The 26,526-nt window shown below is 58.2% G+C and carries 27 protein-coding genes and 1 tRNA gene; 13 read left to right on the top strand and 15 right to left on the bottom strand.

The window, feature by feature from the left end:
• The first annotated feature begins 12 nt into the window (after positions 1-12).
• The 5 genes from ACN0TS_RS00880 to ACN0TS_RS00860 all read left to right on the top strand — a co-directional run bounded on the left by ACN0TS_RS00880 (position 13) and on the right by ACN0TS_RS00860 (position 4,569).
• On the top strand, positions 13-1,014 hold the full coding sequence (locus tag ACN0TS_RS00880; RefSeq protein ID WP_417257429.1) for a glycoside hydrolase family 3 N-terminal domain-containing protein: 1,002 nt from the start codon (positions 13-15) through the stop codon (positions 1,012-1,014).
• Between the two features lie 50 nt (positions 1,015-1,064).
• The gene (locus ACN0TS_RS00875; protein ID WP_417257428.1) at positions 1,065-1,889 is read left to right on the top strand and encodes a segregation and condensation protein A; all 825 of its coding nucleotides are present in this window, start codon (positions 1,065-1,067) and stop codon (positions 1,887-1,889) included.
• Positions 1,886-2,563, top strand: a complete 678-nt coding sequence (scpB, locus tag ACN0TS_RS00870; RefSeq protein ID WP_417257427.1) for an SMC-Scp complex subunit ScpB — start codon at positions 1,886-1,888, stop codon at positions 2,561-2,563. The genes ACN0TS_RS00875 and scpB overlap by 4 nt, the downstream gene beginning before the upstream one ends.
• A gap of 145 nt (positions 2,564-2,708) precedes the next feature.
• The gene (locus ACN0TS_RS00865; RefSeq protein WP_417257426.1) at positions 2,709-2,927 is read left to right on the top strand and encodes a hypothetical protein; all 219 of its coding nucleotides are present in this window, start codon (positions 2,709-2,711) and stop codon (positions 2,925-2,927) included.
• Positions 2,928-3,117: 190 nt separating this feature from the next.
• Positions 3,118-4,569 carry a diguanylate cyclase gene (locus tag ACN0TS_RS00860; protein WP_417257425.1) on the top strand — a complete coding sequence of 484 codons (1,452 nt, stop codon included), beginning with the start codon at positions 3,118-3,120 and terminating at the stop codon, positions 4,567-4,569.
• Here ACN0TS_RS00860 and ACN0TS_RS00855 read toward each other — a convergent pair.
• The 8 genes from ACN0TS_RS00855 to ACN0TS_RS00820 form a co-directional block, all read right to left on the bottom strand.
• The gene (locus tag ACN0TS_RS00855) at positions 4,556-5,632 is read right to left on the bottom strand and encodes a 2'-deoxycytidine 5'-triphosphate deaminase (RefSeq protein WP_417258159.1); all 1,077 of its coding nucleotides are present in this window, start codon (positions 5,630-5,632) and stop codon (positions 4,556-4,558) included. The two genes, ACN0TS_RS00860 and ACN0TS_RS00855, sit on opposite strands and share 14 nt — an antisense overlap.
• An 80-nt stretch (positions 5,633-5,712) precedes the next feature.
• Positions 5,713-5,789 (bottom strand) — tRNA-Pro (locus ACN0TS_RS00850).
• A gap of 88 nt (positions 5,790-5,877) precedes the next feature.
• Complete coding sequence (locus ACN0TS_RS00845) at positions 5,878-6,927, bottom strand: MerR family transcriptional regulator (RefSeq protein ID WP_417258158.1); 1,050 nt, start codon at positions 6,925-6,927, stop codon at positions 5,878-5,880.
• An 8-nt stretch (positions 6,928-6,935) separates the two neighbouring features.
• Positions 6,936-7,235 carry an integration host factor subunit alpha gene (gene ihfA, locus ACN0TS_RS00840; RefSeq protein WP_417257424.1) on the bottom strand — a complete coding sequence of 100 codons (300 nt, stop codon included), beginning with the start codon at positions 7,233-7,235 and terminating at the stop codon, positions 6,936-6,938.
• A 125-nt stretch (positions 7,236-7,360) separates the two neighbouring features.
• The gene (locus ACN0TS_RS00835; protein WP_417257423.1) at positions 7,361-8,335 is read right to left on the bottom strand and encodes a beta-ketoacyl-ACP synthase III; all 975 of its coding nucleotides are present in this window, start codon (positions 8,333-8,335) and stop codon (positions 7,361-7,363) included.
• Positions 8,336-8,365: 30 nt separating this feature from the next.
• Positions 8,366-9,499, bottom strand: a complete 1,134-nt coding sequence (gene plsX, locus ACN0TS_RS00830) for a phosphate acyltransferase PlsX (RefSeq protein WP_417257422.1) — start codon at positions 9,497-9,499, stop codon at positions 8,366-8,368.
• 21 nt (positions 9,500-9,520) lie between these two features.
• Entirely contained in the window at positions 9,521-9,727 is a 207-nt protein-coding gene (gene rpmF / locus ACN0TS_RS00825) for a 50S ribosomal protein L32 (RefSeq protein WP_074906205.1), read from the bottom strand.
• Between the two features lie 233 nt (positions 9,728-9,960).
• Positions 9,961-10,536 (bottom strand): YceD family protein, encoded by a 576-nt coding sequence (locus tag ACN0TS_RS00820; protein ID WP_417257421.1) that lies wholly within the window; start codon positions 10,534-10,536, stop codon positions 9,961-9,963.
• A 91-nt stretch (positions 10,537-10,627) separates the two neighbouring features.
• Between ACN0TS_RS00820 and ACN0TS_RS00815 the strand changes: the two genes are divergently transcribed.
• On the top strand, positions 10,628-11,101 hold the full coding sequence (locus ACN0TS_RS00815; RefSeq protein ID WP_417257420.1) for an outer membrane protein assembly factor BamE: 474 nt from the start codon (positions 10,628-10,630) through the stop codon (positions 11,099-11,101).
• A 17-nt stretch (positions 11,102-11,118) separates the two neighbouring features.
• On the opposite strand, the gene msrB is transcribed toward ACN0TS_RS00815, so the two are convergent.
• Entirely contained in the window at positions 11,119-11,526 is a 408-nt protein-coding gene (gene msrB, locus ACN0TS_RS00810) for a peptide-methionine (R)-S-oxide reductase MsrB (protein WP_417257419.1), read from the bottom strand.
• A gap of 190 nt (positions 11,527-11,716) precedes the next feature.
• Between msrB and ACN0TS_RS00805 the strand changes: the two genes are divergently transcribed.
• From ACN0TS_RS00805 to ACN0TS_RS00775, 7 genes are all read left to right on the top strand, one after another.
• Positions 11,717-12,496 (top strand): GNAT family N-acetyltransferase, encoded by a 780-nt coding sequence (locus tag ACN0TS_RS00805; RefSeq protein ID WP_417258157.1) that lies wholly within the window; start codon positions 11,717-11,719, stop codon positions 12,494-12,496.
• An 86-nt stretch (positions 12,497-12,582) separates the two neighbouring features.
• The gene (locus tag ACN0TS_RS00800) at positions 12,583-14,412 is read left to right on the top strand and encodes an ABC-F family ATP-binding cassette domain-containing protein (protein ID WP_417257418.1); all 1,830 of its coding nucleotides are present in this window, start codon (positions 12,583-12,585) and stop codon (positions 14,410-14,412) included.
• 225 nt (positions 14,413-14,637) lie between these two features.
• Positions 14,638-15,246 (top strand): outer membrane protein, encoded by a 609-nt coding sequence (locus tag ACN0TS_RS00795; protein WP_417257417.1) that lies wholly within the window; start codon positions 14,638-14,640, stop codon positions 15,244-15,246.
• A gap of 139 nt (positions 15,247-15,385) precedes the next feature.
• The gene (locus tag ACN0TS_RS00790; protein WP_417257416.1) at positions 15,386-15,820 is read left to right on the top strand and encodes a DUF1499 domain-containing protein; all 435 of its coding nucleotides are present in this window, start codon (positions 15,386-15,388) and stop codon (positions 15,818-15,820) included.
• Between the two features lie 81 nt (positions 15,821-15,901).
• Positions 15,902-16,951 carry a peptide chain release factor 1 gene (gene prfA, locus ACN0TS_RS00785; protein ID WP_417257415.1) on the top strand — a complete coding sequence of 350 codons (1,050 nt, stop codon included), beginning with the start codon at positions 15,902-15,904 and terminating at the stop codon, positions 16,949-16,951.
• Positions 16,948-17,808, top strand: a complete 861-nt coding sequence (prmC, locus tag ACN0TS_RS00780) for a peptide chain release factor N(5)-glutamine methyltransferase (protein ID WP_417257414.1) — start codon at positions 16,948-16,950, stop codon at positions 17,806-17,808. Before prfA ends, prmC begins: the two co-directional genes overlap by 4 nt.
• A 253-nt stretch (positions 17,809-18,061) precedes the next feature.
• Positions 18,062-18,718, top strand: a complete 657-nt coding sequence (locus ACN0TS_RS00775) for a DUF4167 domain-containing protein (protein WP_417257413.1) — start codon at positions 18,062-18,064, stop codon at positions 18,716-18,718.
• A 151-nt stretch (positions 18,719-18,869) separates the two neighbouring features.
• Here ACN0TS_RS00775 and rsmA read toward each other — a convergent pair whose 3' ends face one another.
• From rsmA to ACN0TS_RS00745, 6 genes are all read right to left on the bottom strand, one after another.
• Positions 18,870-19,712, bottom strand: a complete 843-nt coding sequence (gene rsmA, locus ACN0TS_RS00770) for a 16S rRNA (adenine(1518)-N(6)/adenine(1519)-N(6))-dimethyltransferase RsmA (protein WP_417257412.1) — start codon at positions 19,710-19,712, stop codon at positions 18,870-18,872.
• Positions 19,709-20,692 (bottom strand): 4-hydroxythreonine-4-phosphate dehydrogenase PdxA, encoded by a 984-nt coding sequence (gene pdxA / locus ACN0TS_RS00765; RefSeq protein WP_417258156.1) that lies wholly within the window; start codon positions 20,690-20,692, stop codon positions 19,709-19,711. Before pdxA ends, rsmA begins: the two co-directional genes overlap by 4 nt.
• 21 nt (positions 20,693-20,713) lie before the next feature.
• Complete coding sequence (locus ACN0TS_RS00760) at positions 20,714-22,006, bottom strand: peptidylprolyl isomerase (protein ID WP_417257411.1); 1,293 nt, start codon at positions 22,004-22,006, stop codon at positions 20,714-20,716.
• A gap of 84 nt (positions 22,007-22,090) precedes the next feature.
• Complete coding sequence (locus ACN0TS_RS00755) at positions 22,091-24,259, bottom strand: LPS-assembly protein LptD (RefSeq protein WP_417257410.1); 2,169 nt, start codon at positions 24,257-24,259, stop codon at positions 22,091-22,093.
• Positions 24,259-25,356 (bottom strand): LPS export ABC transporter permease LptG, encoded by a 1,098-nt coding sequence (gene lptG / locus ACN0TS_RS00750; RefSeq protein WP_417257409.1) that lies wholly within the window; start codon positions 25,354-25,356, stop codon positions 24,259-24,261. The genes ACN0TS_RS00755 and lptG overlap by 1 nt, the downstream gene beginning before the upstream one ends.
• Complete coding sequence (locus ACN0TS_RS00745; protein ID WP_417257408.1) at positions 25,353-26,510, bottom strand: LptF/LptG family permease; 1,158 nt, start codon at positions 26,508-26,510, stop codon at positions 25,353-25,355. Before ACN0TS_RS00745 ends, lptG begins: the two co-directional genes overlap by 4 nt.
• Positions 26,511-26,526 lie beyond the last annotated feature (16 nt).

Below are 26,526 nucleotides of genomic sequence, written 5' to 3'. Positions count from 1 at the left end.
TCGCGTTACTTTATGGGGCAGGGCGCGTATATTTTCGGCTGTGAGGGACCACGCCTCGACAAGCGTGAGGCGGCGTTTTTTCGGGAAAGCGATCCGTGGGGCTATATCCTGTTTGCTCGCAATGTGGAGGCGCCCGAACAGCTGTATCGGCTGACCAATGAGTTGCGCGAGGCCGTGGGCCGAGAGGCACCAATCTTGATCGACCAAGAGGGTGGACGGGTGCAGCGGATGCGCGCGCCCGAATGGCGCGAGTTTCTCCCACCGCTCGATCAGATCGAGGCGGCGCTGCGCCGTGGTGACGAGGAGGCCGCTGCGCGGTCGATGTGGCTGCGTGGGCGTTTGATTGCCGACGATCTGGTGTCCGTGTGCATTGACGTGAATTGTGCGCCAACATTGGACGTGGCCCGTGACGAGACCCATCCGTTTTTGCGCAACCGCTGCTATGGCACCGAGGCCGATGTCGTTGCCCTGATGGGGCGCGCTATGGCCGATGGCATGGCCGAGGGCGGTGTGTTGAGTGTGATGAAACACATGCCCGGACATGGGCGCGGGACGGTGGACAGCCACCTTGGCTTGCCGCGCATTGAGGTTGAACTCGACGAATTGGTGGATGATTTCGCCCCGTTCAAAGCACTCAAGGATTTGCCGATGGGTATGACCGCGCATATCGTGTTGGATGCCGTTGACCCCGAAGTGCCTGCGACCCAAAGCGACAAGGTGATTGGGCTCATTCGCGACGAGATCGGCTTTGACGGGCTGTTGATGACGGATGACATCTCGATGGAGGCTCTCAGCGGCTCGGTGCTTGAACGGGCCACGCGGTCACTCAAAGCGGGCTGTGATCTGGTGCTGCATTGCAATGGCGATCTGGCGGAAATGGACAGTCTGGCCACGCTTGGCCATATGACGACTGCGGCTCAAACCCGCGCAGATCGCGCACTTGAGATGCGCAAACCGCCTGTAGGCATTGACATCCGCGAGGCACAAGCCGAACTTGACTCCCTAATTGAGTGAGCCGCGCAGCTTTGCCGCGCCCACGGCGCCGAGGAGAGATCGTCACCGACATGACGGACAGTGAACAGATCGAATTTGAGGACGGGTTCGAGAGTGATCTCGATGGAAGCGGCGCGCTTACCGTCGAGGAACGGCTTGCCGCCGAGGCACTGATCGTCGATGTCGATGGCTTCGAGGGGCCGCTCGATCTGTTGTTGCAATTGTCACGCACGCAAAAGGTCGATCTGCGTCAGGTCTCGATCCTTCAGCTGTCGTTGCAATATCTCGCCTTTGTCGAAAAGGCATCGGCCCTGCGTATTGAGCTGGCCGCCGACTATCTGGTGATGGCGGCATGGCTTGCCTTTCTCAAGTCTCGGCTGTTGTTGCCACCCGACCCGACCGACGAGGGGCCATCGGGCGAGGAACTGGCCGCGCACCTTGCATTTCAACTGGCCCGCCTTGAGGCCATGCGCAAAGCCGCTGCCCGTCTCATGGCCCGCGATCAACGAGGCCGCGATTTCTTTGTCCGCGGAATCCCAGAGTCCGTGGAGCGGGTGCGTAAAGTTACCTATACCGCGACGCTGTTGGACCTGATGCAGGGATACGCGCGTATCAGGACCAAGGATGAATTCCGCCCCTTCGTGATGGATCGCGACAGCATCTATACGATGGAGCAGGCATTAGAGCGGATGCGCGGGCTATTGGGCTATGCGGGTGAATGGGCGGACCTGACGTCCTATCTACCCGACGGGTGGCAATTGGACCCCAAACGCCGCCGCTCCGCCACCGCTGCCTGTTTTGCCGCCTCGCTTGAACTGGCGAAGCTGGGTAAGGTGGAGTTGCGCCAAGGCGACGTGTTTTCCCCGATTGAAATTAAGGCCAGAGACTCGCGATGACCGATACTGATCTCCCTCCTGACCTCACGGATGATGCGGCAGATGACGGACAGACCGAAAGCCTGTTCGAGGCGCCGCCCTTGGCCGAGCAGGAACGTATGGTCGAGGCCGTGCTGTTTGCCTCTGCCGATCCTGTAACGCTGACTGATCTGACATCGCGTATGCCGCATGGCTGCGACGCCAAGGCCGCGTTGGAGTTGTTACAGCGCCGTTATGAGGGGCGCGGTGTACGGGTCGTCAAAGTGGGCGAGGCATGGGCCATACGCACCGCACCCGACCTCGGTTATCTGATGCAAAAGGAAACGGTCGAGACGCGCAAGCTCAGCCGTGCGGCCATCGAAACACTGGCGATTATTGCCTATCACCAACCCTGCACCCGCGCCGAGATCGAAGAGATCCGTGGCGTGTCGGTGTCGCGGGGGACCATTGATCAACTGCTTGAAATGGAATGGATTCGTTTCGGGCGGCGACGTATGTCTCCGGGACGACCTGTGACCTATGTCGTGACCTCAGGCTTTCTCGACCACTTCGGCCTTGAAAGTGCCCGCGATCTACCTGGCGTTAAAGAGCTACGGGCTGCGGGACTGTTGGAAAGCCGCCCCTTGCCTGGATTGGGAGGCGACGACGAGGACGACGAAGATGGCCAAGAGGACATGTTCGAAGACGAAAGCTAACGTCCCGTTTCCGTCCCTTCGCCTCTTTGCAGACCTGTCTCGCGCGAATGTGAAAGGCACGCCATGAAATCACCGTGTTTTCGTGCTATAGAGCAAAGTGACAAGCCGCAGACCAAGCGTGTCTGCGCGTGAAAGGAAGACAGAAATGAATCTCGAACGCGTGATCAATATGATCCTCCGCCGTGTGATGAACCGTGTTGTGAACAAGGGGATGAACGCAGGGATCAATGCCGTGTCCAAGCGGGGCAATCGGTCGGGGCAGATGGCTCAAAACGATGCGCCACAGATGGGTGACGAGGCCAAGCAGACCGCAAAACGTGCCAGAAAAGCGGCCCGTATGGCGCGTCGCATGGGGCGGTTCTAGAGCGACAGTCCCATCGGTTGACGGGTTGATTGCCTCTACGTAAGGGAGTGCTTTCGCACGAATATCCCTACTTTTAATGGCAAATTAACCAAGTTTCGCCTACCATTCTTCCACTTAATCGCCACTTCTCGCGTGAGAAGAGGGGAATGAGCGACAATAACATGGGTTTGTCGACGGGATGGCGATTTGAATGAATAAGAAGCTTGAAGGCGCCTTGCGCGATCGGTCGCTTGAGAATGTGGGATCTGTCGGGTTCCAACCTGCGATCCTAGCGCTCAAGATCCATCGGGCTTTGGCGGCGACAACACTATTGATTTCCGTCATTATGATCTGGTCCCATTTGGACCACCAAAAGAATCCAATCTTGTACACTGAGGAAAACGGCACGCATATCATGACCGCGATTGCGCTTATGTGCTATTCGGTCGCGCTGTTTACCGGGGGGGTGTTCCATCGACGCACCCATATCAGGATGGCGCTCTATCTCACTGTTCTGGCTCTATCTTTTGGACGTTTGTTGGAGCTTTACCTGCTAGAAAGCGAGCCCTTTACCCTCGGACTTGATCGCCTGTTTGCCAACCATGAGTTAAGCCATGTGCGCATGGGGGCGAACACCGCGATTTCGCTTACCTTGTTGAGCCTTGGTGCTTTGCTGCGCCCGTGGCGTGCGCATACGGCGTTTCGCGTCATCATTCTCGGCCTCATCCTGCCGAGCGGCGCGGCATTGGGCTATTCGTACCGAGATGCCGAACTCTATGACATGATGAGCCCGTTTACGACCGCCATGCTTTTGATGGTCGGCCTTTCCAAGCTGTTGGTCTTCGTGCGCACGCCCTTTTTGCGACCGCTGTTGACCACATCACAATGGGCCAAAATCGCACGGCGACAGATTGCGATCTTTGTTTTTGGCGTTTGGGCTATGGGCTTTGTGTTGCAAGTGTTCAGCTTTGCAGGCGAGATTGAAATGTTGGTTGGTTGTGTGCTGTGGCTATTCATTGGCACCTTCTTGTGGTCTGGCCCTGTGTTTGAACGTTCGGACCGAGCGCGTCGCCTGTTAGAACGTCAGGCCATGCGGGAGGCGACCATTGATCCTTTGACGGGGCTTTTGAACCGTCGTGCGGTCCAGTCGATACTCATTATGCCCGATGAGGCCCGAAGCATCGCACCAGATGCGACGTTTGGGGTTATCCTGTGTGACATCGACAAGTTTAAATCCGTTAACGACACAGTGGGGCATAGAGTAGGGGACGCTGTGCTCTGTGAGGTTGCGGACTGTCTGCGTAGCCATGTGCGGGCCCATGATTTGGTGGCGCGTTGGGGCGGGGAGGAGTTCGTCATCATCCTACCCTCAACCGATCTATCTGGAGCGATGGTTGTGGCCGAAAGCCTGCGCAAATTGGTCGCGGCACAAGTGTCATGGATTCATAAGGGCAAGGCCCTACCGATCACGCTTTCATTCGGCGTAGCCTCTTATGATGAGGCAAAGGCCTATAGTCTGGAAGATGCAATTTATGATGCCGATACGGCGCTTTATCTCGCCAAAGAGGGCGGTCGCAATCGGGTGGTCTGTGCGCAGGGCCGTATTGGCCGCCCACGAGAAGAGATATTCGCAGACGGTACGGCGGCGCTTATTGGGCCTTGAAATGTTTGGATAATTTCAGGCCCTGACCTTGATAGTTCGACTTCAGGTCGGCGCCATAGATGCGATCTGGCTGTGTCTCCATGCGTTCATAGACCAACCGTCCGACGACTTGGCCATGCTCCAGAACAAACGGCGCCTCATGGCATCGCACTTCCAAGACCCCACGTGAGCCTTCGCCGCCTGCATTGGCGTGCCCGAACCCCGGATCGAAGAAGCCCGCGTAATGCACGCGAAACTCACCAACCATCGCCAGATAGGGGGCCATTTCAGCGGCATAGTCGGGCGGGATATGCACCGCCTCGCGGCTCACCAAGATATAGAACGCTCCGGGATCAAGGATGATACGCCCCTCGCGTGTGTGGATCGGCTCCCAGTAATCAGCGGGGTCGTATGCACCAATCCGGTCCAGATCAATAACACCTGTATGGGGCTTTGCACGGTAACCGACGAGATCCCCCGAGACAGGCTTCAAATCGACAGAAAAACCGAGACCTTGGTCAATAATGGCGGGGCTGTCGACCAAGGGGCTATCGCTATGGAGGTCGTTGAGTTCTCCGTCGGTCAGAACGGCCTGACCACGGCGGAACCTGATCTGATTCAATCGCATTCCGGGGCGCACCAAGACGGAAAAGGAGCGAGGGCAAATTTCGGCAAAGAGCGGCCCCGTGTAGCCCGAAGGGATACGGTCAAATTCCGTGCCGCCATCGGTGATCGTGCGGGTCAAAAGGTCCAGCCGCCCCGTGGAGCTTTTGGCGTTTGCAACGGCCTGCACATCTTTTTCGAGGGCGAGAGATTCCATCAAAGGCACAACATAGACGCAGCCCTTTTCGAGCACCGCGCCATCTGTGAGGTCAATTTGGTGCATTTCAAACTCTGCGAGACGTTCGGCCACAGTGCGATTTTCGCCTGCGAGAAAGGAGGCGCGAACCCGCCATGCCCGTGTGCCCAAGCGTAGGTCAAGAGACGCAGGTTGCACCTGTGCGTCGATCACAGGGACCGTGGCGCTAATCGCCTTGCTCTCAATCATCTCGCGGATCGCGCTATCAGCCAGAACACCCATTATTCGTCCCTCATTGCGGTTTTTACCCGCTTAACGCAAAACCGCCCGCAAGCAAAGGCTTACGAGCGGTTTTGAGGGTATAATGGTCGGGCTAGCAGGACTCGAACCTGCGACCTTCCGTCCCCCAGACGGACGCGCTACCAGGCTGCGCTATAGCCCGAACTGGGACTTTCATAAGGATTTTGGCGACAGGGGCAAGCGTGAAATGTCCAAATTATCGGCCAATGCCAAGTTTTATCGGTGCGGTGTTAGTCCGCGTGGCCGAGGCGTGAGCGCAAAGCGCTTGCGCGCTCCAAAATCGTTTTCAAGACCGCAGGGTCAGCGGCACTCAGGGCAGATTTCGAGCGGTAGACTGCGCCGCTTGCGGGGGCTTCATCGTCGAGGGGGTCTTCGGGTAGATCGGGGACGACAATGGGAGCCACGTTGACCGAGGGCGGTACATGTGCGTCCATCTCAGTGTTCTCTGGCTCGGCCTCATCTGTTTGGGGCGCAACAGTCTGTGGCTCGTCTGGCTCGGGCGTCTCCGTCACAAGGCGTTCTGGATGATCGGTGTGATAGGGGTCAGCTTTTTCCAGAACGGTCGAAATCGCAGACAGCGGCTCGCGAATCTCTGTGGCCTCGTCCTCGGGTGCAGGCTGCACTGTGGGCGCTTCTTCCACCTCATCCGTGGCATCACTGCCCGAATTGTCCAACGGGGCGTCGTCAGACACCACCGGCGCATCGCCGCTAATGTTTAGAGGCGCATCAAAATCGAACAGGTTCGGTTGGGCCAGATCCGTCTCGGCAGGCGCCTCTTTGGCCTCTGGCGGGTCGTTAACATCTGCGGCTTCTGTCAAACCCGCGAGCGATTCGACAGGCATCTCGAGAGGGGGGGCAGCGGTTTCAGTGGCGCGCGCGAAGGGCACAACCTTTGGCTCGTCTTTGGTTTCAGCGGGTGCTTGGGGCACATCAATGGCCATTGGCGCGGCGGGCACCTCTTCGGATTCGCGGGTCTCTGGGGTGTCGGGCTCATAGCCGTCTATCGCTGGCGACATTTGCGCCACGTATTTCACACCATGTTCGCGTAGCAGTTTTTGCACGCCGCGAATGGTCATGCCGTCGTCATGCAAAAGCTGTTTGATCCCCCCAAGAAGCGCCATGTCGGCGGGGCGGTAATACCGCCGCCCGCCAGCGCGCTTGATGGGTTTGATCTGTGTGAACCGACTTTCCCAAAACCGCAAAACATGCGCGGGCGTGTCGAGCCAATCGGCGACTTCGCTGATCGTGCGAAAGGCGTCGGGCGATTTTTGCATGTTAATTCCGAGCCTTAGCGTTTATTGCCAGCGGCGACGCGATCTTTCATCAGATGCGAGGGGCGAAAGGTCAGCACGCGGCGCGCAGGAATAGGAGCCTCGTCGCCCGTTTTCGGATTGCGGCCAACGCGGGCAGATTTTTCGCGTACCGAGAATGTCCCGAAAGACGAAATCTTGACTGACTCGCCTGCGACCAAAGCGTCGGACATGTGTTGCAGCACGCTTTCGACCAATTGTGCGGATTCATTTCGGCTCAGGCCAACTTCGCGAAACACAGCTTCGCTGAGATCCATACGTGTCAATGTCTTGCTCATAACTATCCCCCGAGATTGTTTCCCTGACACTGGCAGGTCGCGAAGCGTCCGTCAATATCAATGACTTGGACCGCGCAGTTCAGGCCATGTTTTGCAAAAACGCCGTTAGATTGTGCATCCGTAGCCTACCAACGCAGAACAACCGCACCCCAAGCCAAGCCGCCACCGATGGCCTCGGCCACGCAAATATCGCCTTGTTTGATCTGGCCGCGGGCCTTGCCCACGGACATGGCGAGCGGGATGGAAGCGGCAGAGGTATTGCCGTGATCCTGGACCGTGACAACGACCTTATCCATCGACAGGCCGAGCTTTTTGGCAGTGCCTTCGATGATGCGGATATTGGCCTGATGGGGCACAACCCAATCAATGTCGTTGGAGGTGATTCCCGCACGTTCCAATGCCGTTTCGGCGGTGGACGCGAGTTTCTGTACGGCCTGGCGGAATAGCGCGTTGCCCTGCATCCGCAATTTGCCCGCCGTGCCCGTGGTCGACACGCCGCCATCGACATAGAGCATGTCTTTGTAGCTGCCATCGGAATTCAGATCGATTGAGAGAATCCCGCGATCTGCGGAGGTGCCAGTGCCGTCTTGCGCTTCAAGCACCAAGGCACCCGCGCCATCGCCGAATAGCACACAGGTGGAGCGATCTTCCCAATCCATGATGCGCGAAAAGGTCTCCGCACCGATGACGAGAATGCGTTTGGCCTGACCCGATGTGATCTGGGCGTTGGCGTTGGAGAGCGCATAGATAAAGCCCGCACAGACGGCCTGCACATCAAATCCGAATCCGTGCCGCATGCCCAATTCACTTTGGATCATCGTGGCGACGGAGGGGAAGGTGAGGTCTGGCGTAGAGGTGGCGACAATCACCGCGTCGATGTCATCGGCGGTGAGCCCCGCATCCAAAAGCGCGTTTCGGGCGGCCTTGGTGCCCATCATTGATGTGGTTTCGCCCTCGGCGGCGAAATGGCGGCGCTCAATGCCGCTGCGGGTGCGAATCCATTCGTCGGAGGTGTCGAGAGTGGCCTCGAACTCGACGTTTTCTACAACGCGTTCCGGAAGATAGTGGCCTACGCCTTTTACAACTGCCCGAACCGTCATAGTGCGCTACTCTCGTTTTTGTTTTTATGTTTAGTCGTCAGTTTGCGTCGAGGCTGCAGCAGATGCAACCCGCGCAGCGAGACGGTCGGTAAAGCCGCTTGCCGCCAGTTCATAGGCCAGTTTGATCGCGGCGGAAACGCCTGTGGCATCCGCAGAGCCGTGTGATTTTACAACCGTCCCTTTGAGGCCGAGAAACACACCGCCGTTGACGCGGCGCGGGTCGATTCGTTTTTGCAAGCGGCGCAGGGACGTCAGGGCGAGCAGGGCGGCGATGCGCGACAGTGGTGTAGCCTTGAACGCAGTCTTGAGTGAGTCGCCCACGAATTTCGCCGTGCCTTCGCCCGTTTTGAGCGCCACATTCCCCGTGAATCCGTCAGTGACGATCACATCCACCTTGTCGGAGGGAATGTCGCCGCCTTCCACGAATCCCACATATTGGTAGGAGCCGATTTCGGAGGCTTTTTCGATCATCTCATTGGCGACTTTAAGCTCGGCACGCCCTTTGTGCTCTTCTGTGCCAACGTTCAACAGACCTACGCGCGGGGTGGGCAGGCCAAGACCGTTGCGGGCGTAAGACGCCCCCATCATGGCGTATTGCAGCAGGTCTTGTTGATCGGCACGAATATCGGCACCGACATCCAACATGACATTGAACCCACCGGCATTGCGCGAGGGCCAGAGGCAGGCAATGGCAGGGCGGTTCACACCCTCCAGTTTGCGCAGGCGGATCATCGAAGTGGCCATGAGCGCGCCGGTGTTGCCACATGACACAATGGCCTCAGCTTCGCCGTCGCGTACGGCATCAATGGCCGAGCGCATGGAGGTGTCTGTGCGGCGCATGGCCTGAGACGGCTTTTCGCTCATCGTTACAACACCTTGGGTGCCGCGAATCTCGACGCGGCCTTTCAGGTTCTTGCGCTTGTTGATGAGCCTGGTCAGTTCGGCCTCGTCGCCATGAACGATAAAGTCCACGTCGGAATTTTTGGCCGCAGAACGTGAAATACCGGCGACAATAGCCGCCGGTCCACGGTCCCCTCCCATTGCGTCGATGGAGAGGGTCACTTTCGTCCCGCTGCGAACACCCAATCGCCCTGATACGTCAACACCAGCCGCCAAAGGGGCAGCCGATGCAGAGGCCTGTTGCGCTGTGGGCTGATCGCTCATCGGGTCGGCACCAAAAGGTGCTTATGCTGCGTCGTCGTCGAGATCAATCTCGTCGGCTTGTGCAATCACTTCGCGGTCAGCGTAGGTGCCGCATGCGCCACAGACGTGGTGGGGGCGCTTCAGCTCGCCGCACGACGGACATTCGGTGGGGTTACTTGCAACCAGTGCATCATGCGAACGACGCATGCCGCGACGGGAACCAGTAATCTTACTTTTGGGGACAGCCATGTCACAACCTCGGTAGATGGGGGCGATTGCCCCGATTTGCGGACCATTCGGCCCCTATTAGCAGGCCAGAAGGCCCAGATTCGGCGGACCTGACGGTCCAGTTTCGCGATTTCTGCGGGCGCTGCGCAGTGGCTGCGCCGCAAGCAAAAACCGTTCACGTAAACGAGGCCGGGAACATACTCGGAATCTTGTATGTTGCAACCCCTATGTTTGCGTGAATTTCTTTGGCCCTTCTAGTCGCCTTTTTCAAGCTTGTCACGCAGTGCTTTTAGCCCTGCAAAGGGTTTGACGTCATCGTCGGTCAGCGCCTCTTTTCCAGTTTCGGTGAACTGCGTGCGCTCCAATGTGGCGTCTGGCGCGCGTGGATAGTCGGGCAGGGCCAGAACCAAAGCCTCAATCGCCACCTCTGAAAGGGTCAACGTCGCGGGCAGGGCCTCGCTTGTGTCATCCTCGGGCATTTCGATCTCAGTTTCGCCATCCTCAATCAGTTCCGCGTCCAACTCTTTGAAATCGGAGAGGTATTTGCGCTCTACCGGATCGTCTATCCGCGTCACAACGGGTTGCAGTGTGGTCACGCAGGGCTGTGTCACGGTCGCTCCGATCTCGCCAACGAGGTGCCAGTCCTGTTGACCCAAGGGGCGCAGTTCGCCCGTAAAACGCACCTTTCGCACGGCGTCGATGCCAAGCTCCTCGGCCAAAGCGTGCAACTGTTCAGGTGCAGGCTCAATCTTGAATTTATGTGTCCGTGATGCACTCAAATCTTTCAAGCGCAAGGTCGTGCCCCATTCGGTCAAGCCAGTTTTGGACATGTGAACCCTCCTTGATCGTCACGCGGTGTTTCTATAAGCCGAATATGAGGCGCGTCCGCGCATTACAAGAGCGAAGAGGCACGAGGGACATATGTATAAGCGTCCAGACCACAATTCCATGACCCGTATGATCCGCGCATGTGTTGCGATTGCGGCCATTGCTGTTTTGAGCGCCTGTGTGGCGCAGACCCGCAATCACGGCTATGTGCCCTCTGAGGCAGAACTGGGTCAGATCACAGTTGGCAAGGACACAATGCAGACTGTCGGCGAGGCCGTGGGTCGTCCGAGCGCCGAAGGGCTGTTGGACGCGACTGGATGGTATTACGTCCGTTCGCAGTTCAAAACCCTCGGAGCCTTCGCGCCCAAGGAAGTCGACCGCCAAGTGGTCGCCATCTCGTTTGACGACAAGGGCGTGGTCAGCAACATCGAGCGCTTCGGCCTTGAAGGCGGGCGTGTCGTGGCGCTGTCGCGTCGTGTGACCACCTCCAACACCCGTGGCGTCACGTTCCTTCAGCAGTTGTTCGGCAACCTTGGCCGTATCGACACAGGCACGCTGATCCAATAACGCGCCTGTCTCAGGCTTTATGATTTCGCTGCGTTGCCACTTGGGTGAAAGCGCAGCGAGACGCCGTTGATGCAATAGCGTTGCCCTGTTGGCAGTGGACCGTCATCAAACACATGGCCCAGATGCGCGCCGCAGTTGTCGCAATGCACTTCTGTGCGGACCATCCCGTGTGACGTGTCGCGCGTTTCGCCGATCGGCGCGTCGCTTTTGGGGGCGGAAAAGGCGGGCCAGCCGCAATGGCTTTCAAACTTTGTCTCTTGCGTGAAAAGCTCCGCGCCACAACAGGCACAGGTGAAAACACCCGCTTCTGCGGGGAACCCCTCGTGTGAATAGGGGCGCTCTGTGCCGTGTTCGCGGGTGACGCGGTAGGTCTCCGCATCCAGCTCCTTGCGCCATTCCTCGTTTGTTTTGGTGACTTTGGTCATGGTTGTCTCCCTGATGTCTCTGCTTCCAAGGTATGGTGCGCACAATTGGGTGCAAGCGCCAATGGGGCAGGATCGGTGTCACATAGACGTGACACTTGCGTGCAAGCATATGCGTGCACATATTGTGCCTGTCGAGCGCCACATCGTTCGGCTCAACCAACAAGGGGCGAGGATCGCCATGTTTGCTGCGATGATTTCTGGGCTGGCGGGGCGAAAAGGCCGGTATGACGTGCGCCTTGCGGCGACACCTGCGGATGTCGAGGCCGCACAGCGCTTGCGCTATCTCGCCTTTATCGCCACGCGTGAGCAAAGCGGTGCCGAGGGGTGTCCTGTTGAGGCCAACGGTCTTGATGGCGATGATTTCGATGCCCTTTGCCGTCACGTCCTGATTGAGGACCGCAAGTCGGGGCGGCTTGTCTGCACCTTCCGGTTTCAGGAATTCCAGAACGGCGCTGAGGTCTCGCGCAGCTATTCGGCGCAGTATTACGGGCTTGAGGCCTTGGAGAGCTACGCGGGGCGGATGCTTGAGATGGGGCGGTTTTGCATCCATCCCGAATGGCACGACCCTGATATTTTGCGCGTCGCGTGGGGGGCGATGACCGCCTATGTCGATGCCAATGATGTTGAGTTGCTGTTCGGTTGCTCCAGTTTTGATGGCACCGATTGGATGGCTCATGCGGATGCTTTGGCCATGCTCAAACATCGCCACATTGGCCCGAAGCATTGGTTGCCCAAGGTCAAAGCGCCCAATGTGTTTAAATTCGCGGCCCGTTTGCGCCGTAAGCCCAACGCCAAACGCGCGGCCCTTGCTATGCCGCCCTTGCTCAAGACCTATCTGATGATGGGCGGATGGGTGTCCGATCATGCCGTGGTCGATCCGCATCTTGGCACCATGCATGTCTTCACGGGGGTCGAGATCGCGGCGATCCCGCCCGCGCGTAAGAAACTCCTGCGCTCCGTCGCTTCATAGGTTTTTGCAACTTATGCACGGTTCAATCGCGTCTGACCCCTCGTGGTAGGTTGACCTTTCGCGCGTCCGCAGCTAGCGGTTTGCGCATGGCACGTGCACCCCTTCTTCAGCTCTCCGATATCTCGCTTACCTTTGGCGGTGATCCCGTATTTGCGGGGCTTAGCCTCGTTGTCCAAGAGGGCGACCGTGTCGCGCTTGTTGGCCGGAACGGATCGGGCAAGTCCACCTTGATGAAGGTGATGGCGGGTCTGGTCGAGGCCGATCACGGCTCGCGCGTCCTCGGTCCTGCGACCTCTGTGGGCTATATGGACCAAGATCCGAAAATGGACGGGTTTGAAACCTTGGGCGAATTTGCCGCCTCGGGATTGGACCCGAGCGAAACCTACCGTGTCGATATGGTTGCCGAAGGGTTGAAGTTTAATCCTGACGGTTTGATCTCCACTGCCTCAGGCGGTGAACGTCGCCGCGCGGCTTTGGCCAAACTTCTGGCCGAAGCGCCTGAATTAATGCTGCTCGACGAGCCGACCAACCACCTCGATATCGAGGCGATTGCGTGGCTTGAAAACGAGCTGAAGACCACGAAGACCGCCTATGTTCTGATTTCGCACGACCGTGCCTTTCTGAATGCTTTGACCCGTGCAACGCTCTGGATTGATCGCGGGGCGGTGCGCCGCCAAGAGCAGGGTTTCGAGAAATTCGAGGAATGGCGCGATAAAATCTGGGACGAAGAGGATCAGGAGCGCCACAAACTCAACCGCAAGATCAAAGCCGAGGCCCGTTGGGCTGTTGAGGGTATTTCTGCGCGGCGCAAACGGAACCAAGGACGTGTGCGGGCCTTGCAAGAGTTACGGGCCACCAAAGCGGGACAGATCAAGCGTCAAGGTACGGCTGCGATGGAGCTGGAGGTCTCGGAGACCTCGGGCAAGCGCGTGATCGAGGCCGAAGGGATTTCGAAATCCTTTGGGGATCGCACGTTGCTGCGAGATTTTTCGATCAAAGTTGGCCGTGGCGACCGCATTGCCTTTGTCGGGCCAAACGGTATCGGCAAAACCACTTTGCTCAAGATGCTGACAGGCGAATTGGAACCTGATTCTGGCCACGTCAAACGCGGCACGAAACTAGATATGGCTATCTTTGACCAGACCCGCTCGAACCTGCGCGATGACTTGTCTCTGTGGGAGGCGATGACCTCTGACAAGGATATGCGCGTGTCGGGCAAGGCCGATCAGATCATGGTCCGTGGCACACCCAAACACGTTGTGGGCTATCTCAAGGAATTCCTGTTCACCGACGCCCAAGCGCGTGCGCCCGTCGCATCGCTGTCGGGGGGCGAAAAGGCGCGGTTGCTCTTGGCGAAGATCATGGCGGCACCGTCGAACCTTTTGGTGCTCGATGAGCCGACAAACGATCTCGACATTGAAACGCTCGATCTGTTGCAAGAACTGCTGACCGATTTTGAAGGCACAGTTTTGTTAGTCTCGCACGACCGTGATTTCATTGACCGTGTGGCGACACAGACCGTAGCGATGGAGGGCGATGGCACGGCCACCGTCTATCCTGGTGGGTGGTCGGATTACATCCGTCAACGCGGGAACCGTAGCACGACCAAGGCGGAAACCAAGGCGTCAAAGTCCAACGCCAAAGCTACAGCACGAGCGGAGACGACTGACACATCCAAGGGCGCAGGCGGGCTCTCGTTCACCGAGAAACACCGCCTTGAGGTCTTGCCCGCCGAGATTGAACGGATCGAGGCAGAAATCGCCAAACTCGGTGAATTACTGGCTGACCCCGATCTATTTACCCGCGAGCCGGTAAAGTTTGCCAAGGCCTCCGATATGCTGGTCGAGCGCCACAACGCCCTGTCCGATGCCGAAGAGGAATGGTTGGCTCTCGAAGAGAAAGCCTCCAAGGCGTAAGTCCGTCGCTCCAATCTCATTTTCTGTTTTTATCGGCCAAATTTAGCCTGATCCGCGCCTGTGATGCGCGGGTCTTGTCCTATCACGCAGGGCTCACTGATCCGTGACCGCGTGTGGGGGTGAAATGACGGAACTTCTTGCGCATCTATTCATTGATCTGACGGACCGCATGAGGCGGACGATACAGACGTCCTCTGAACTTTGAGGCAGACAATGGAGAGACATATGACATCCTTCACACAGAAAACGACCCTTTTGGCATCCGCAGCCGCTCTGACCGCAGCGCTGAGCGCTCCCGCCGTTGCAGGAACAATTGAAGCCCCTGCGCCTGATCCCGTCGTGCCAACCGCGGCTCCTGTTTACACCGCGCCATCGGGCGAATGGACGGGCGCTTATGTCGGTGGCACACTTGGCTATGGTTGGGGCTCTGACGTGGCAGACGGCGCCGATGATGCGACTTACGGTGTCTTTGGCGGCTATAACTATGACTTCGGCAACTTCGTACTTGGCGGCGAATTGGAGTATCTCGAATCCGATCTCGCGACTGGCGGGGCGTCCGTGGACGACATGACGCGTTTGAAATTGCGGGCAGGCTATGACCTTGGCAAAGCGCTTGTTTACGGTGTGGTCGGTGCCAACTACGCGAATGCCACGATTGGCGGAACCGACTATTCCGACACAGGCGTGGCCTATGGCCTGGGCGTGGATTACGCCGTGACGGATCAGTGGACCGCAGGTTTTGAAGTGCTGCAAAACGACTTTAGCGAGTTCGATAACAGCGGCTCCGACCTGTCGGCTGTCACCGTGGGTGCCCGTGCGAGCTTCCGCTTCTAAAAGCTCGCTTAACCAGTTGCGCAGTTCTCCATCATCTCACCGGCTGCGCAAATGCCCCCCCTCGCGATGATCGCGGGGGGTGGCTTTTTTGCTTTGATAGGGTAGGGGGAGGTACCTGAACTTTGGCCAAGGTTGCCCTATGAAAACCACTGTATTCCTGCTCGTTCTCTTCTTCGCCGCGATTGTCGTGGCGCTTCAGGCCCATATCCGCCTTTCTCCTGTGGAGGTCGGACGTTGGCACGTTGATCCCTTCGAGGCCCGCGATCCGGGTGCCGAGGGCGACAAGCGGGTGATTGAGAGCAATACCTCACCCCAAGAGGCCTTGGCCCGTTTGGCGCAGGTGGCACAGGCGACCGCACGCACCCGTTTGGTTGCGGGCTCGGTTGAGGAGGGGCGCTTGACCTATATGACGCGCTCGAAGCTCTGGGGCTTTCCTGATTTCACCACCATTGAGGCCCGCGCCACCCCCACAGGCGCTCAGATTGCTATTCTGGCACGGTTGCGCTTCGGGAAAAGCGACCTTGACGTGAACGCCACGCGCGTGACCGCTTGGCTTGCGGCTGCGGGTTTATGAGGGCCGTGGCGGTCCGAGCGAACGCAGTTAATCCGTGAAACCCCTTGACCGCATGGGCGTTCAGGGGCATCAGATCACGCCATGATACCACAAGACCGCCTATATCAGATCATCCAGCGTTTCGAATATCTTGAGGCAGCCATGTCCCAAGGCGAGGGCGATATTGCCGCCTTGGGTCGAGAATACGCCGAATTGCGCCCCGTCGTCGAACAGGTGCGCGCCTATCAGGGGCTTTTGGCCGATCTGGAGGAGGCAGAGGCGATGCTGTCCGATCCGGATATGAAGGCCTTGGCCGAAGATGAAATCCCGATCCTGAAAGCCAAAATTCCCGAAGCCGAAGAGGCGTTGCAATTGGCGCTCTTGCCCAAAGATGCCGCCGACAACGGCTCGGCCATTCTGGAAATCCGTCCTGGGACGGGTGGCGACGAAGCGGGGTTGTTCGCGGGCGATCTGCTGCGGATGTATCAACGCTATTGCGAACTAAAGGGCTGGAAATTCGACATCATCGAATTGCAGGAAGGCGAATTGGGCGGAGTGAAATCCGTGACCGCCAACGTGCAAGGTTCGGGCGTCTTTGCCCGTCTGAAATTTGAAAGCGGCGTTCACCGTGTCCAGCGCGTTCCCGAGACCGAAAGCGGCGGGCGGGTGCATACCTCGGCGGCCACTGTGGCTGTTTTGCCCGAGGCCAAGGACGTGGACATCGACATTGCCGCAAGTGATATCCGTATCGACACCATGCGGGCCTCTGGTGCAGGCGGACAACACGTCAACACCACGGATTCGGCGGTGCGCATCACGCACTTACCCACGGGCATCATCGTGGTGTCGGCGGAAAAATCGCAGCACCGCAACCGCGAGATTGCCATGAACGTGCTGAAGGCACGGTTGTATGATCTGGAGCGTCAAAAGCTGCATGATGAACGCTCTGCGGCCCGTAAAAGCCAAGTGGGTTCTGGGGACCGTTCCGAGCGCATCCGCACCTATAACTTCCCGCAGGGGCGTCTGACAGATCACCGTATCAACCTCACGCTCTATAAACTGGATGCGGTGATGAACGGCGATCTTGACGAGATTATCGACGCGCTGATTTCCGATCACCAAGCCAGCCTCATGGCGGAGATGGAAGGGTGAGCAAAACCGTGCAAACTGCGCTGGTCGCCGGCACGAAACGGCTTGCGACCAACGGGATTGAGGGGGCCTCGCGCGATGCGCGTCTGTTGATGGCCCATGTGCTCGATATTTCGCCTGACCGCCTCACACTTGTTATGCCCGACACGATGTCCGAGACGGCGTTTCTGGCTTTTGAGGCGGCGATTGATCGGCGTATCTTGCGCGAACCTGTGTCGCATATCCTTGGGCGGCGGCAGTTCTATGGTCGTGAGTTTATCGTTACGCCAGATGTGCTTGATCCGCGCCCCGAGACGGAAACCCTCATTGCCGAAGCCTTGTCACGCCCGTTTAATTCCGTGCTTGATCTTGGCGTTGGATCTGGCGCGATTTTACTGACGTTGCTTGCTGAGCAGCCCTTGGCGAAGGGGCTTGGCACGGATGCGTCTCGGGCCGCGTTGGATGTGGCTGCACGCAATGCGCAGGCGTTTGGTCTCGGCGGCAGGGCGAGATTTCAACAGGCTGACTGGTTTGAAGGAGTCGATGGCACGTTTGAATTGATCGTGTCCAACCCGCCTTATATTGCCGCTGACGAAATGGCGGGCTTGGCGCCGGAATTGAACCATGAGCCACGCATGGCTTTGACCGATGAGGCGGACGGGCTGTCTGCCTACCGTGCGATTGCGGCGGGAGCGCGGGCACATCTTGCTCCGCGCGGGCGGATTTTGATGGAGATCGGCCCGACCCAAGGAGCGGCGGTGTCCGATCTGCTGCTTGAGCAGGGGTTCAAGGGCGTGCGGGTGCTGTGCGATCTCGACGGGCGCGACCGTGTGGTCTGCGCTCAGGTGCCGAACCCGCATCCGCGGAACGTAGGGAAATAGGTCCAGTTTGGCCCCAAAGCGGCAAAAACCTGTCTATTCGTACAAAAATTAAGAGTTTCTTGGAAAAACGCCTTGTAAAACGAGGCGGGATGTGGTGATTAAAAGCGTGTTCAGTGGGCTGTTTGGCCCCGATCACACCTACCCGAACAGTGCAGACCTCGCATCGCTCAATTCCCGAGCGGTTGAGATGCACCAAGAGTATGGCTCGCGCCACCGATTATAATCGGCGCATTTAGGCTCAAAAGGCAAATACATGAGATCTACCAAAAATCGCTCGCGGTCAAAGAACAACCGTAACCGTTCTAATAGTGTCGGAAACGTTGTAAACCGAGTGTTCGATAGCTCAGGCCCGGAGGGTCGTGTGCGCGGTACGCCGCAACAAATTATTGATAAATACAATCAGTTGGCAGGTGATGCTCAGTTGAGCAACGACCGTGTGGCCGCTGAGAATTTCCAACAACACGCAGAGCATTATGTGCGTCTGCTTGGTGAGGCTCAAAAAGAGCTGGATGCGCAGCGTGAGCAGCAAGAACGCGAACGCGAAGAACGTCAAAAACGCCACGATGCGGAACGCGCCGAGCGCGAAGAGCGTCAAAGGCGCCATGACGAAGAACGCGCAGAACGCCAGCGCAAACAGGAAGAGCGTCAAGTGGCAGGGGAAGGTGAACAACCTGATCTCGCCTTTAACGCTCCTGCATCTGACGAGGCCAACGATAGCGGTCTTGTTGAGACGCCCGAGCAAGCAGCACCCAAGCCCAAACGTGCCCGCGCCCCACGCAAGCCGCGTGCCCCACGGGCTGAAAAGTCTGCTGTAGAGGCGGAACCCAAGGCCAAGTCTAAATCCAAGTCTGCGGACGCGGATACGGCCAAGAGTGACGATACAAACGACAATCCTGCCGCTGCTGAATAAGTTCGCGGGATCGGTGTTATCTTCGCGACCATGACCTCAGATTGCAAAAGCCCGCCCTCACATTGAGGCGCGGGCTTTTTCGTGTGGTATGGACGCTGCGTTTTTGGATGCGGTCTCGTCAAACGGGGCGATGTGTTTGAGAGGTGAGGGGTTACCCTTTTGCAACCTCACGGGCCAAGGCGCACCATCCTTCGATCGGCACCTGTTCGGCGCGGTCGGTGGGTTTGATTCCCGCAGCGTCAAGGCGATCTTGGATGTCTGTTGCGACACCTTTGAGCGAGGCGCGCAGCATCTTGCGGCGCTGATTAAACCCTGCGGCGACGATGCGTTCCAACACCTTAGGATCGGCCTCGAACCGTGGCGCGGGCAGGGCCTCGAAATGGACCACGGCGGAGTGGACTTTGGGCGGCGGGCTAAAGGCTTCGGGCGGTAATTCCATCACGATGTGCGGTGTGGCCCGCCATTGGCTCAAAATCGCAAGGCGTCCGTATTTCTTGGTCCCCGGTTGCGCGACAATGCGTTCTGCCACTTCCTTTTGGAACATCAGCGTGAGTGAGGTCCAATAGGGCGGCCAGTCTGTCGGCGTGAGCCACCGCACAAGCAATTCCGTGCCGATGTTATAGGGCAGGTTGGACACGACGCGCACGGGCGGCGTGAGGCGCTCAAGCGGGTCGAGGGTCAGCGCATCTGCGTTGATGACCTCAAGGCGGTCGGGGTAATGCGCGCCGATCTGGGCGAGGGCGCCCATGACGCGACGGTCTTTTTCCACGGCAAGCACTTTGCGCGCCCCTTCGGCCAATAGACCACGGGTCAAACCACCGGGACCGGGGCCGATCTCAAGCACATCACATTTGCTCAAATTACCTGCTTGGCGGGCGATCTTGGCGGTGAGGTTCAGGTCCAGCAAAAAGTTCTGACCCATGGATTTTTTGGCCACAAGGTCGTGTTGTTCGATCACATCGCGCAGAGGCGGCAGTCCGTCGAGGGCGGTCATTGGGATGGGCCTTTCGCGCTCGCATGCGCCATATGCCACGCCATGTCGAGCGCCGCGATCAAAGAGGTTGGATCGGCCACGCCTTTGCCCGCGATGTCGAAGGCGGTGCCGTGGTCGGGAGAGGTGCGGATAAAGGGCAGGCCAAGCGTGACATTGACGCCGCCCGCGAAATCGATGGTCTTGATCGGGATCAGCGCTTGATCGTGATAGGCGCAAATGGCCACGTCATAGCCCGCGCGTGCGGCGGCGTGGAACATGGTGTCGGGGGGCATCGGGCCTTTGATGGCGTAGCCTTCGGCGCGCAGATCAGCGATCAGTGGGATCATCCAGTCGCCTTCTTCATCGCCCATAGCGCCGCCTTCACCCGCGTGCGGGTTGAGCCCCGCGATGGCAATGCGTGGATTGGAGAGACCCCAGAACCGTTTGAGGTCCGCCGCTGTGATGCGGATCGTCGCGTCCAGAAGATCGGGCGTAAACGCCTCGGGCACATCCTTGATTGCAATGTGGATCGTGGTCGGCACCACGCGCAATTCGGGACAGGCGAGCATCATCACAACGCGTTCGACCCCGCCCAAGTGGGCAAGGAATTCGGTGTGACCCGGATAGGCAAAACCGGCACCATCTTGCAGCACTTTCTTGTTGATCGGTGCGGTGCAGATAGCAGAGGCCTCGCCCGAACGGGTCAGCGCCACCGCGCGGCTAATCACGTCCACGACGCCCTGAGCATTTGCGAAATCTGGGGTGCCCGCTTGTGATGGAGCGGCAAAATCATGGCGCAGAACGGCCAAGTGCCCCGTCGGGACATGCATGGCCTCGGCAGGGGCGTTGATTTCGACCACTTGTGCGCTGTGGGGCAGGTGACGCGGGTCGCCAATCCAGAAGAACGGCACGCGTCCTTCTAGCTGTTCCGCGGCCTTTGCAGCCAATTCAGGACCAACGCCTGCGGGTTCGCCACAGGTCAGCGCGATCGGTGCAGGCACGCCCGTCATGGCTCGCGCTCCTTATTTGTAGGTGATGACCGCGTCGGCTTTCAACTCGGACAGATAGCTTGCCGCAAGAGCGGTCAGGCGTCTGCCTTGTAGGCTGTTGCGCACGGTGTCGCGGTCGGCTTCGCCCGTTTCGGCAAAGTTGCGGCCGCACATCATCAAGAAAACGAGCGTCTGGCCATTCGCACGGGTCAGCGCGGTAGAGACCTCACCCGGGTCCAGTTGCGCCAGTTCCACGGCAACATCGTTGGGGATGTCTTCAAAGGGCAGGGTGTCGATTTCGAGCGTGCTTTCGGGTTCGCCTTTGGCAATGCCGTAAAGATCCTCACAGGTGTCGACCTGTGCGGCCACCTTCGCAGCGCGGGACATGGCGGCTTCGGAATGTCCACCTGCGATGTAGTAGGCGGCGTATTTGATCGAAGTCGGCGTGGGGGTCGGAGTGTCGATTTCCTCAATGGCGCGCAGTTGGAAAATGCCGATTGCGTTGCCTGTGGACAGAGGAGCGGTCACGCCCCCTTTGGGCAATGCTGTGACCGCCGATTGCAGCGCGGGGGGTAGGTTGCCCAGTGGCACCCAGTCGAGGCGACCACTTTTGCTTTTGCTTGGCGCGACTGAATAGGCACGGGCCGCAGCGGCGAAAGCAGAAATCGTCGGGTTGGCGGCAATGCTTGCGGCGCGGCGCTCGGAGGCGGCGCGTTCAGAGGCGTTACGGGCGGGCAGGAAAATCTCGGACAGCAGGACACGCACCCCACCGGAGGGGCCGCTTTGTTGCAACGCGCGGTCGATTTCTGCCTCGGAGATGGTGACTTTGGGGCCAAAGCGGTCACGGGCATAGTCACGCCAAATGATGCCAACCTCTACAAAATCACGAAAACTCTCGTAGGCCACGCCACGTTTGGCCAGAAAATCCAATAGTTCCTCAGCTGACAGGCTGCCGCGGGATGCGAATTCTTCGATCCCCGCTTTGATGCCTTCTTCGGTGGCGACAAGTCCAACGCGTTTGGCGGCACTCATTTGCAAGCGCTCATTGATCAGAGCGTCAAGTGCAGCTTTTTCCGTCGCTCCGCCACCAATGGCGCTCATCAGCGCGATCCGTTGGTTGAGTTCATAGCGGGTGATAACTTCGTCATTCACCTGAACCACAGGGGCAAAGAGGTTTTGCGCCTCGGCGCCACGCGGTGCGAGCCCCGTCAAGGCCACTGTCACCATCATCGCCAAGGCCAATGCGGCACGGCTCACAGGGCGCGTGAAACGGCGCAGGTGGTGACGGTTGTGAAAGGTCTCGACGTCTTGCGGTGTGCGTCTCATGCTCGCCCTCATGTTCTTCTCATGTCGTCAGGTGTCTTCTTCTTAGTGGGTTTCGGCTTTCGGGCCAAGCGGATTGCGCGGTGGCTATGGCATCTGTACTCCACAGGACCGTTTGGAGGTGTTGTTTTTGCTGCCAAAGGCCCCAAATCCAACGGTTAGGGAATAGGTCGTGTCCGGGTCAACTGCCGTCGTATCCGTATAGCGACGCGCTGCCCCGAATTTGACTTTGGTGCATTCGTTTTCAAAGGACAGACTCAGGCCTGCCTCTGTGGACAGGTTGTCACTCAGATCGTGACGAATATCCGCCCCTGCGGTCCAATAGGGTGACAATTTGACCGAGCCGTCGAGTTGCAGCTCGTTAATATCGGCTTCGCGTCCTACTGAGGCATCTGCCACGATATAGGAGTGAATGCCTGATACCGCATAGCTGTCGCGTAAAAGATCAAAGCGGGTTTCCCAAGCCGAGATTTTCAAATCGTCATCGAAAATGCCGCGTGTTGTTAAATCCAACCCGTTGGACAGGTTCACATAGCCGCCCACAAGCCAGTTCGCGCCTGTCCCCGACAGGGATGTGGTTCCTGTCGGATTTATTTCGTCGACACGTCCAAAGGTGAGGCCATAAGTGAGGCGGTCGCTTTCGGAGCTGAACCGCAGGCCAAGTGCGGAACTGGCGCCTGAACCCGCTCGGTCGAAGCCGGGAAAGCGGGAGAGCGCCAACAGGTTGCCCTCATCAAACTCAATCAGAGTGCTGTCCGAATTGGGCACATCTCCGCCGTAGGTTTGGGCCCATCCGATTTGCGCAAAGGGTTCAAGAACCTGATGTGCGCCGCCCGCAGATGTACGCACCAAGGGGTAGCTCAATCGGGCCGTGGTGTGCGGTGTGAGACGCGCAACGGTGCTATCGTAATTGCTGTTCTGGCGGATGGCGTAGAGGTCGAGCGCCGCACCTGCATCCATATCGAAGCGTAAGCCTGATCCGAAAATGTGGCTGTGCGCCCAATCGGCAGACCCGCCAACCCGCAGGACATCCAACCCTCCCGCACCCAGTGAAAAGGCCGAATCTGCATCTGATTTACGCATGAACCCCGAGGCCGACAGCCCGTAAGTAAAGGTTCCGGGAACGCCTGCATATTCGGTGTTGTGCTCGAAATTGACCTCTCCCAAGAGGAAAGGGATCGTATCTCTGATCGCCTGTTCTGAGGCGCGTAGGGTTCGCGAGGTGATCAAGGAGGCATCAAACGCTGTGTCTGATCCGTAGCGGGACAAGGTGACATCGGATTGTAGGCGGTCACCCGAATAGATGCCGTAGTCCACCAGATAGGCGATATCCGAGGTCGCCCGCAGATCAATTCCGAGGGAGTATCCTCCCGCCAGTTCCCATTCGCCATCGACAAAGATATAGCCGCGCATTCCATCTTTGACATCATCGGAAGTCAGAGCAGCGTTTACGCTGAGATCGCCGCTGACAAAGGCCTGTCGGTATTGCAGATCAATCGTGCGCGTTTCGGTCGTCAAAAACGGTGCCACAGTGAGATCGCGATGATCTCCCATTTTGATGAAGTAGGGCACTTTTATGCCCCAGCCCAATGTGGTGGAGTTGTGCAGGCTTGGGATCAGAAAACCTGTTGCGCGATCCAGTGTGGGGTCAGGCAGGCGTAGATGCGGCAAATACAGAACCGGCACGCCCGCAATCCGGAATTGCGGACCTGTAAAGTAAAGCTGGCGCGTCTCGCTGTCGTGGATCACTTCGCGCGCGCGAATTTCCCAAAGCGGCACGGGATTGCTTTCGCAGACCTGACAGGCGGATGTCACGGTTTTGGACAATTGCGTATAGCGCCCGTCCACGCGACGGATTTGTGTGCTTGCCATCTGTAGCTGTTGGTCGATGACCAGTCGTGCAGAGGTCAAAATGCCGTTGCGCAGATCGGCGTCGAGCATGGCCGCATCCGCATAAACGACGATATCGCCTTCTGGGTCGGTGAGACGGATGGGGCCAGTGATGTTCAGAGCGCCAGAGGCGCGGTCATATTCAATTTTGCCAGAGGACAGACGGATGTCGCCATAAAACACTTCGACGTTGCCCTGCGCGGTGAGGCTCGTTCCGTCAAAGCGCACCTGATCGGCCAGAAGCGTTGCCGCAGGGGTGTCTTGGGCCACGGCTTGCGTCACGAGCATCGGAGTGGTGAGCGCCACTGTGCCCATGATCCCTGCAAGGGACAGACAAGCTGCGCGAAGACTGAAACGCATCTTCATCACCCGTCCTCCAAATGCAATAATAACGCCGTAGCGGCTAGAATAATGGCCAAAGGCGCGCCCCATGCGGCCAAGGCTATGGGAACCTCACCGCTTTGTCCCAGGATATTAGCGAAGTTGCGTAAAAAGAAAAACAGGAACGCGAGTATTATCGCGATAAGGACTCGTGGAGCTGTTCCGCCTAACCGTGTGTGTCGCATTGTGAACCCTGCAGCGATCAAAACCATAGCAATGAAGGTGAGAGGCAAAGCCAGCTCGCTTTGAAACCACATCTTATAGGCGCGGGCAGAAAAACCCGCCGCTTCCAGTTTTTCGATAAAGGCGGAGAGATCCCAGATGTTGATTTCATTGGGCTTGCCGAACCGGTCACGGATTTCGTCAGGAGACAGTTGGGTGGGCAGTTGCAGTGTGTCGTGTAGCGTGGACATGGCTTCGGGGTTTTGAGTGTCGGCAAGAGGCCAGTATTTGGCGCCGCTAAGTGTCCAGTTTTCGGGGCCGATCTTGGCCTCTTCGGCTTCGATGCGAAAGTTCAGGGTGCCATCAGGAGCGAAGCCGAGAAAGGTCACATCCCAAAGAATGGAGGCATCGGTATTGGAGCGGGTGGCGCGAATGACGGTTTGCCCGTCTGCGTCGCCCTCACGCAGCCAAAGGCCTTCGTCCGAGACTGAAAACGCTTGTTTGCCACCGCCAGCAATTTCTGCTTCGCGTTGTTCGTATTCACGCGCCGCTGCCGCCGAGAGCGGGTTGAGGACGGCGACGGTCAACAATCCAAAGACAAACGCCACAATCACGGGCGGTACCAATGCGCGTAGCGCCGAGCGGCCTGCGGCGCGCGTGACGACGAGTTCGGACGAGCGCGCAAGCCCCAAGAACATCACAAGCGTTGCCAGTGCCACCACGATTGGCAATAGCTCGTACATCGAGGCAGGAAGGCGCAGCAGTGCCAAAGAAAACAGCCCGCCCGCATTGATGTCACTTCCGCCGAAACGACGGACTTGTTCCAACATCTCAATCATCACAGTCAGACCGCTAAAGGCGCCACTGACGATGAGCAAGGCGCGCAAGAACCGCCGCGCAAGGTAGAAATCCAGTGTCATGGCGTCCCTCCGTTTTGCGAAGGTGTGGCCTTGTCTGCATAGCTTTGTCGTATCGGTTTTAAGCGCGGATGGGCGGCCCGCCATAAAAGGGCATAAGATATGGCCAATCCTGCGAGGGCGGGGAGATAGACCGCGATCCAGAGCGAGGCGTCGTTGCGGATTGTGCGCGCGGTGGAGGTGTCTATCATTTTCACGACGATCAAAAGCACGACCGCAAAGAGAATCTGACGCCATAGGCCAAACCGAGAAAATCCGCCTGCCACAAGCGCGGCAAAACCAATCATGACGGCTGCTACTGCTAAGAGGGCTTCACCGTTGCGTTCGTGCACGAGTGTCCAAACTTTTTCAGGTTTTGCTTTTAGGGCGGCAAGTTCGTCGGGTGAGGCCCTCAGAAGCGTGAGCGTATCCGTGACGGACGCGGTTTGTCGCGGTACGGTGCCTGCGTCGAACAGCGGTCCGAGGGCATAGGCAAAGCTGTCAAAACGCGTCACGGACAGGCGGCGATCTGTCGCTTCGTAATCTTGTGTCATGCCGTTGAACATCAGGAGCATCGGCCCGTCATCTTCGCGCACCAATAGCGCACGGGTGGCGTTGAAGCTCTGACGGTCGCCATTCTCGTCTTTGCGCGACAGATAGACGTCCAGTAATTCGCCGCCAGCCGTGATTTCGCGCACATAAAAGGTCACACCATCACCGGGATGGACGAAACTGCCTTCAGTGAGCAGTTGCGCGGTTAAATCCTGCGCTAATTCAGCGCGGCGCAAGGCAGACTCGCGCAACGACATGGGGACAAGAACATGCGATAAAATGGCGATCATCAAGGTGACGAGTAACGAGAACACAAAGACCGCGCGAGACAGGCGATAGGGCGAATAGCCCGAGGCCTGCACCACGACGAGCTCCGACTCAGAGGACAGCCTGTTGGTCACAAACACCGTGGCGGCAAATCCGGCGATGGCCAGAACCTTTGCCATCACCGAGGGCAACGACAACAAGGTGAGATAGAAGAACGCGCGCGCGGACTGGCCGTCACCTAGAAGTTTGTCGAGCAAGGACACAGCTGAGTTGACCCAGAATACAAGGATCAGAACGAGTGCAAAAAACCCGAACAGCATCAACAATTGTTGAAGCAGGTATCTATCGAATCGACCCAAAAACCTGTCCCCCCAA

The sequence above is a fragment of the Celeribacter sp. genome (assembly GCF_048266405.1).
Classification (GTDB): domain Bacteria; phylum Pseudomonadota; class Alphaproteobacteria; order Rhodobacterales; family Rhodobacteraceae; genus Celeribacter.
Note: the sequence above shows the minus strand (reverse complement) of the source record. Positions and strands in the feature narration are given on the sequence as shown.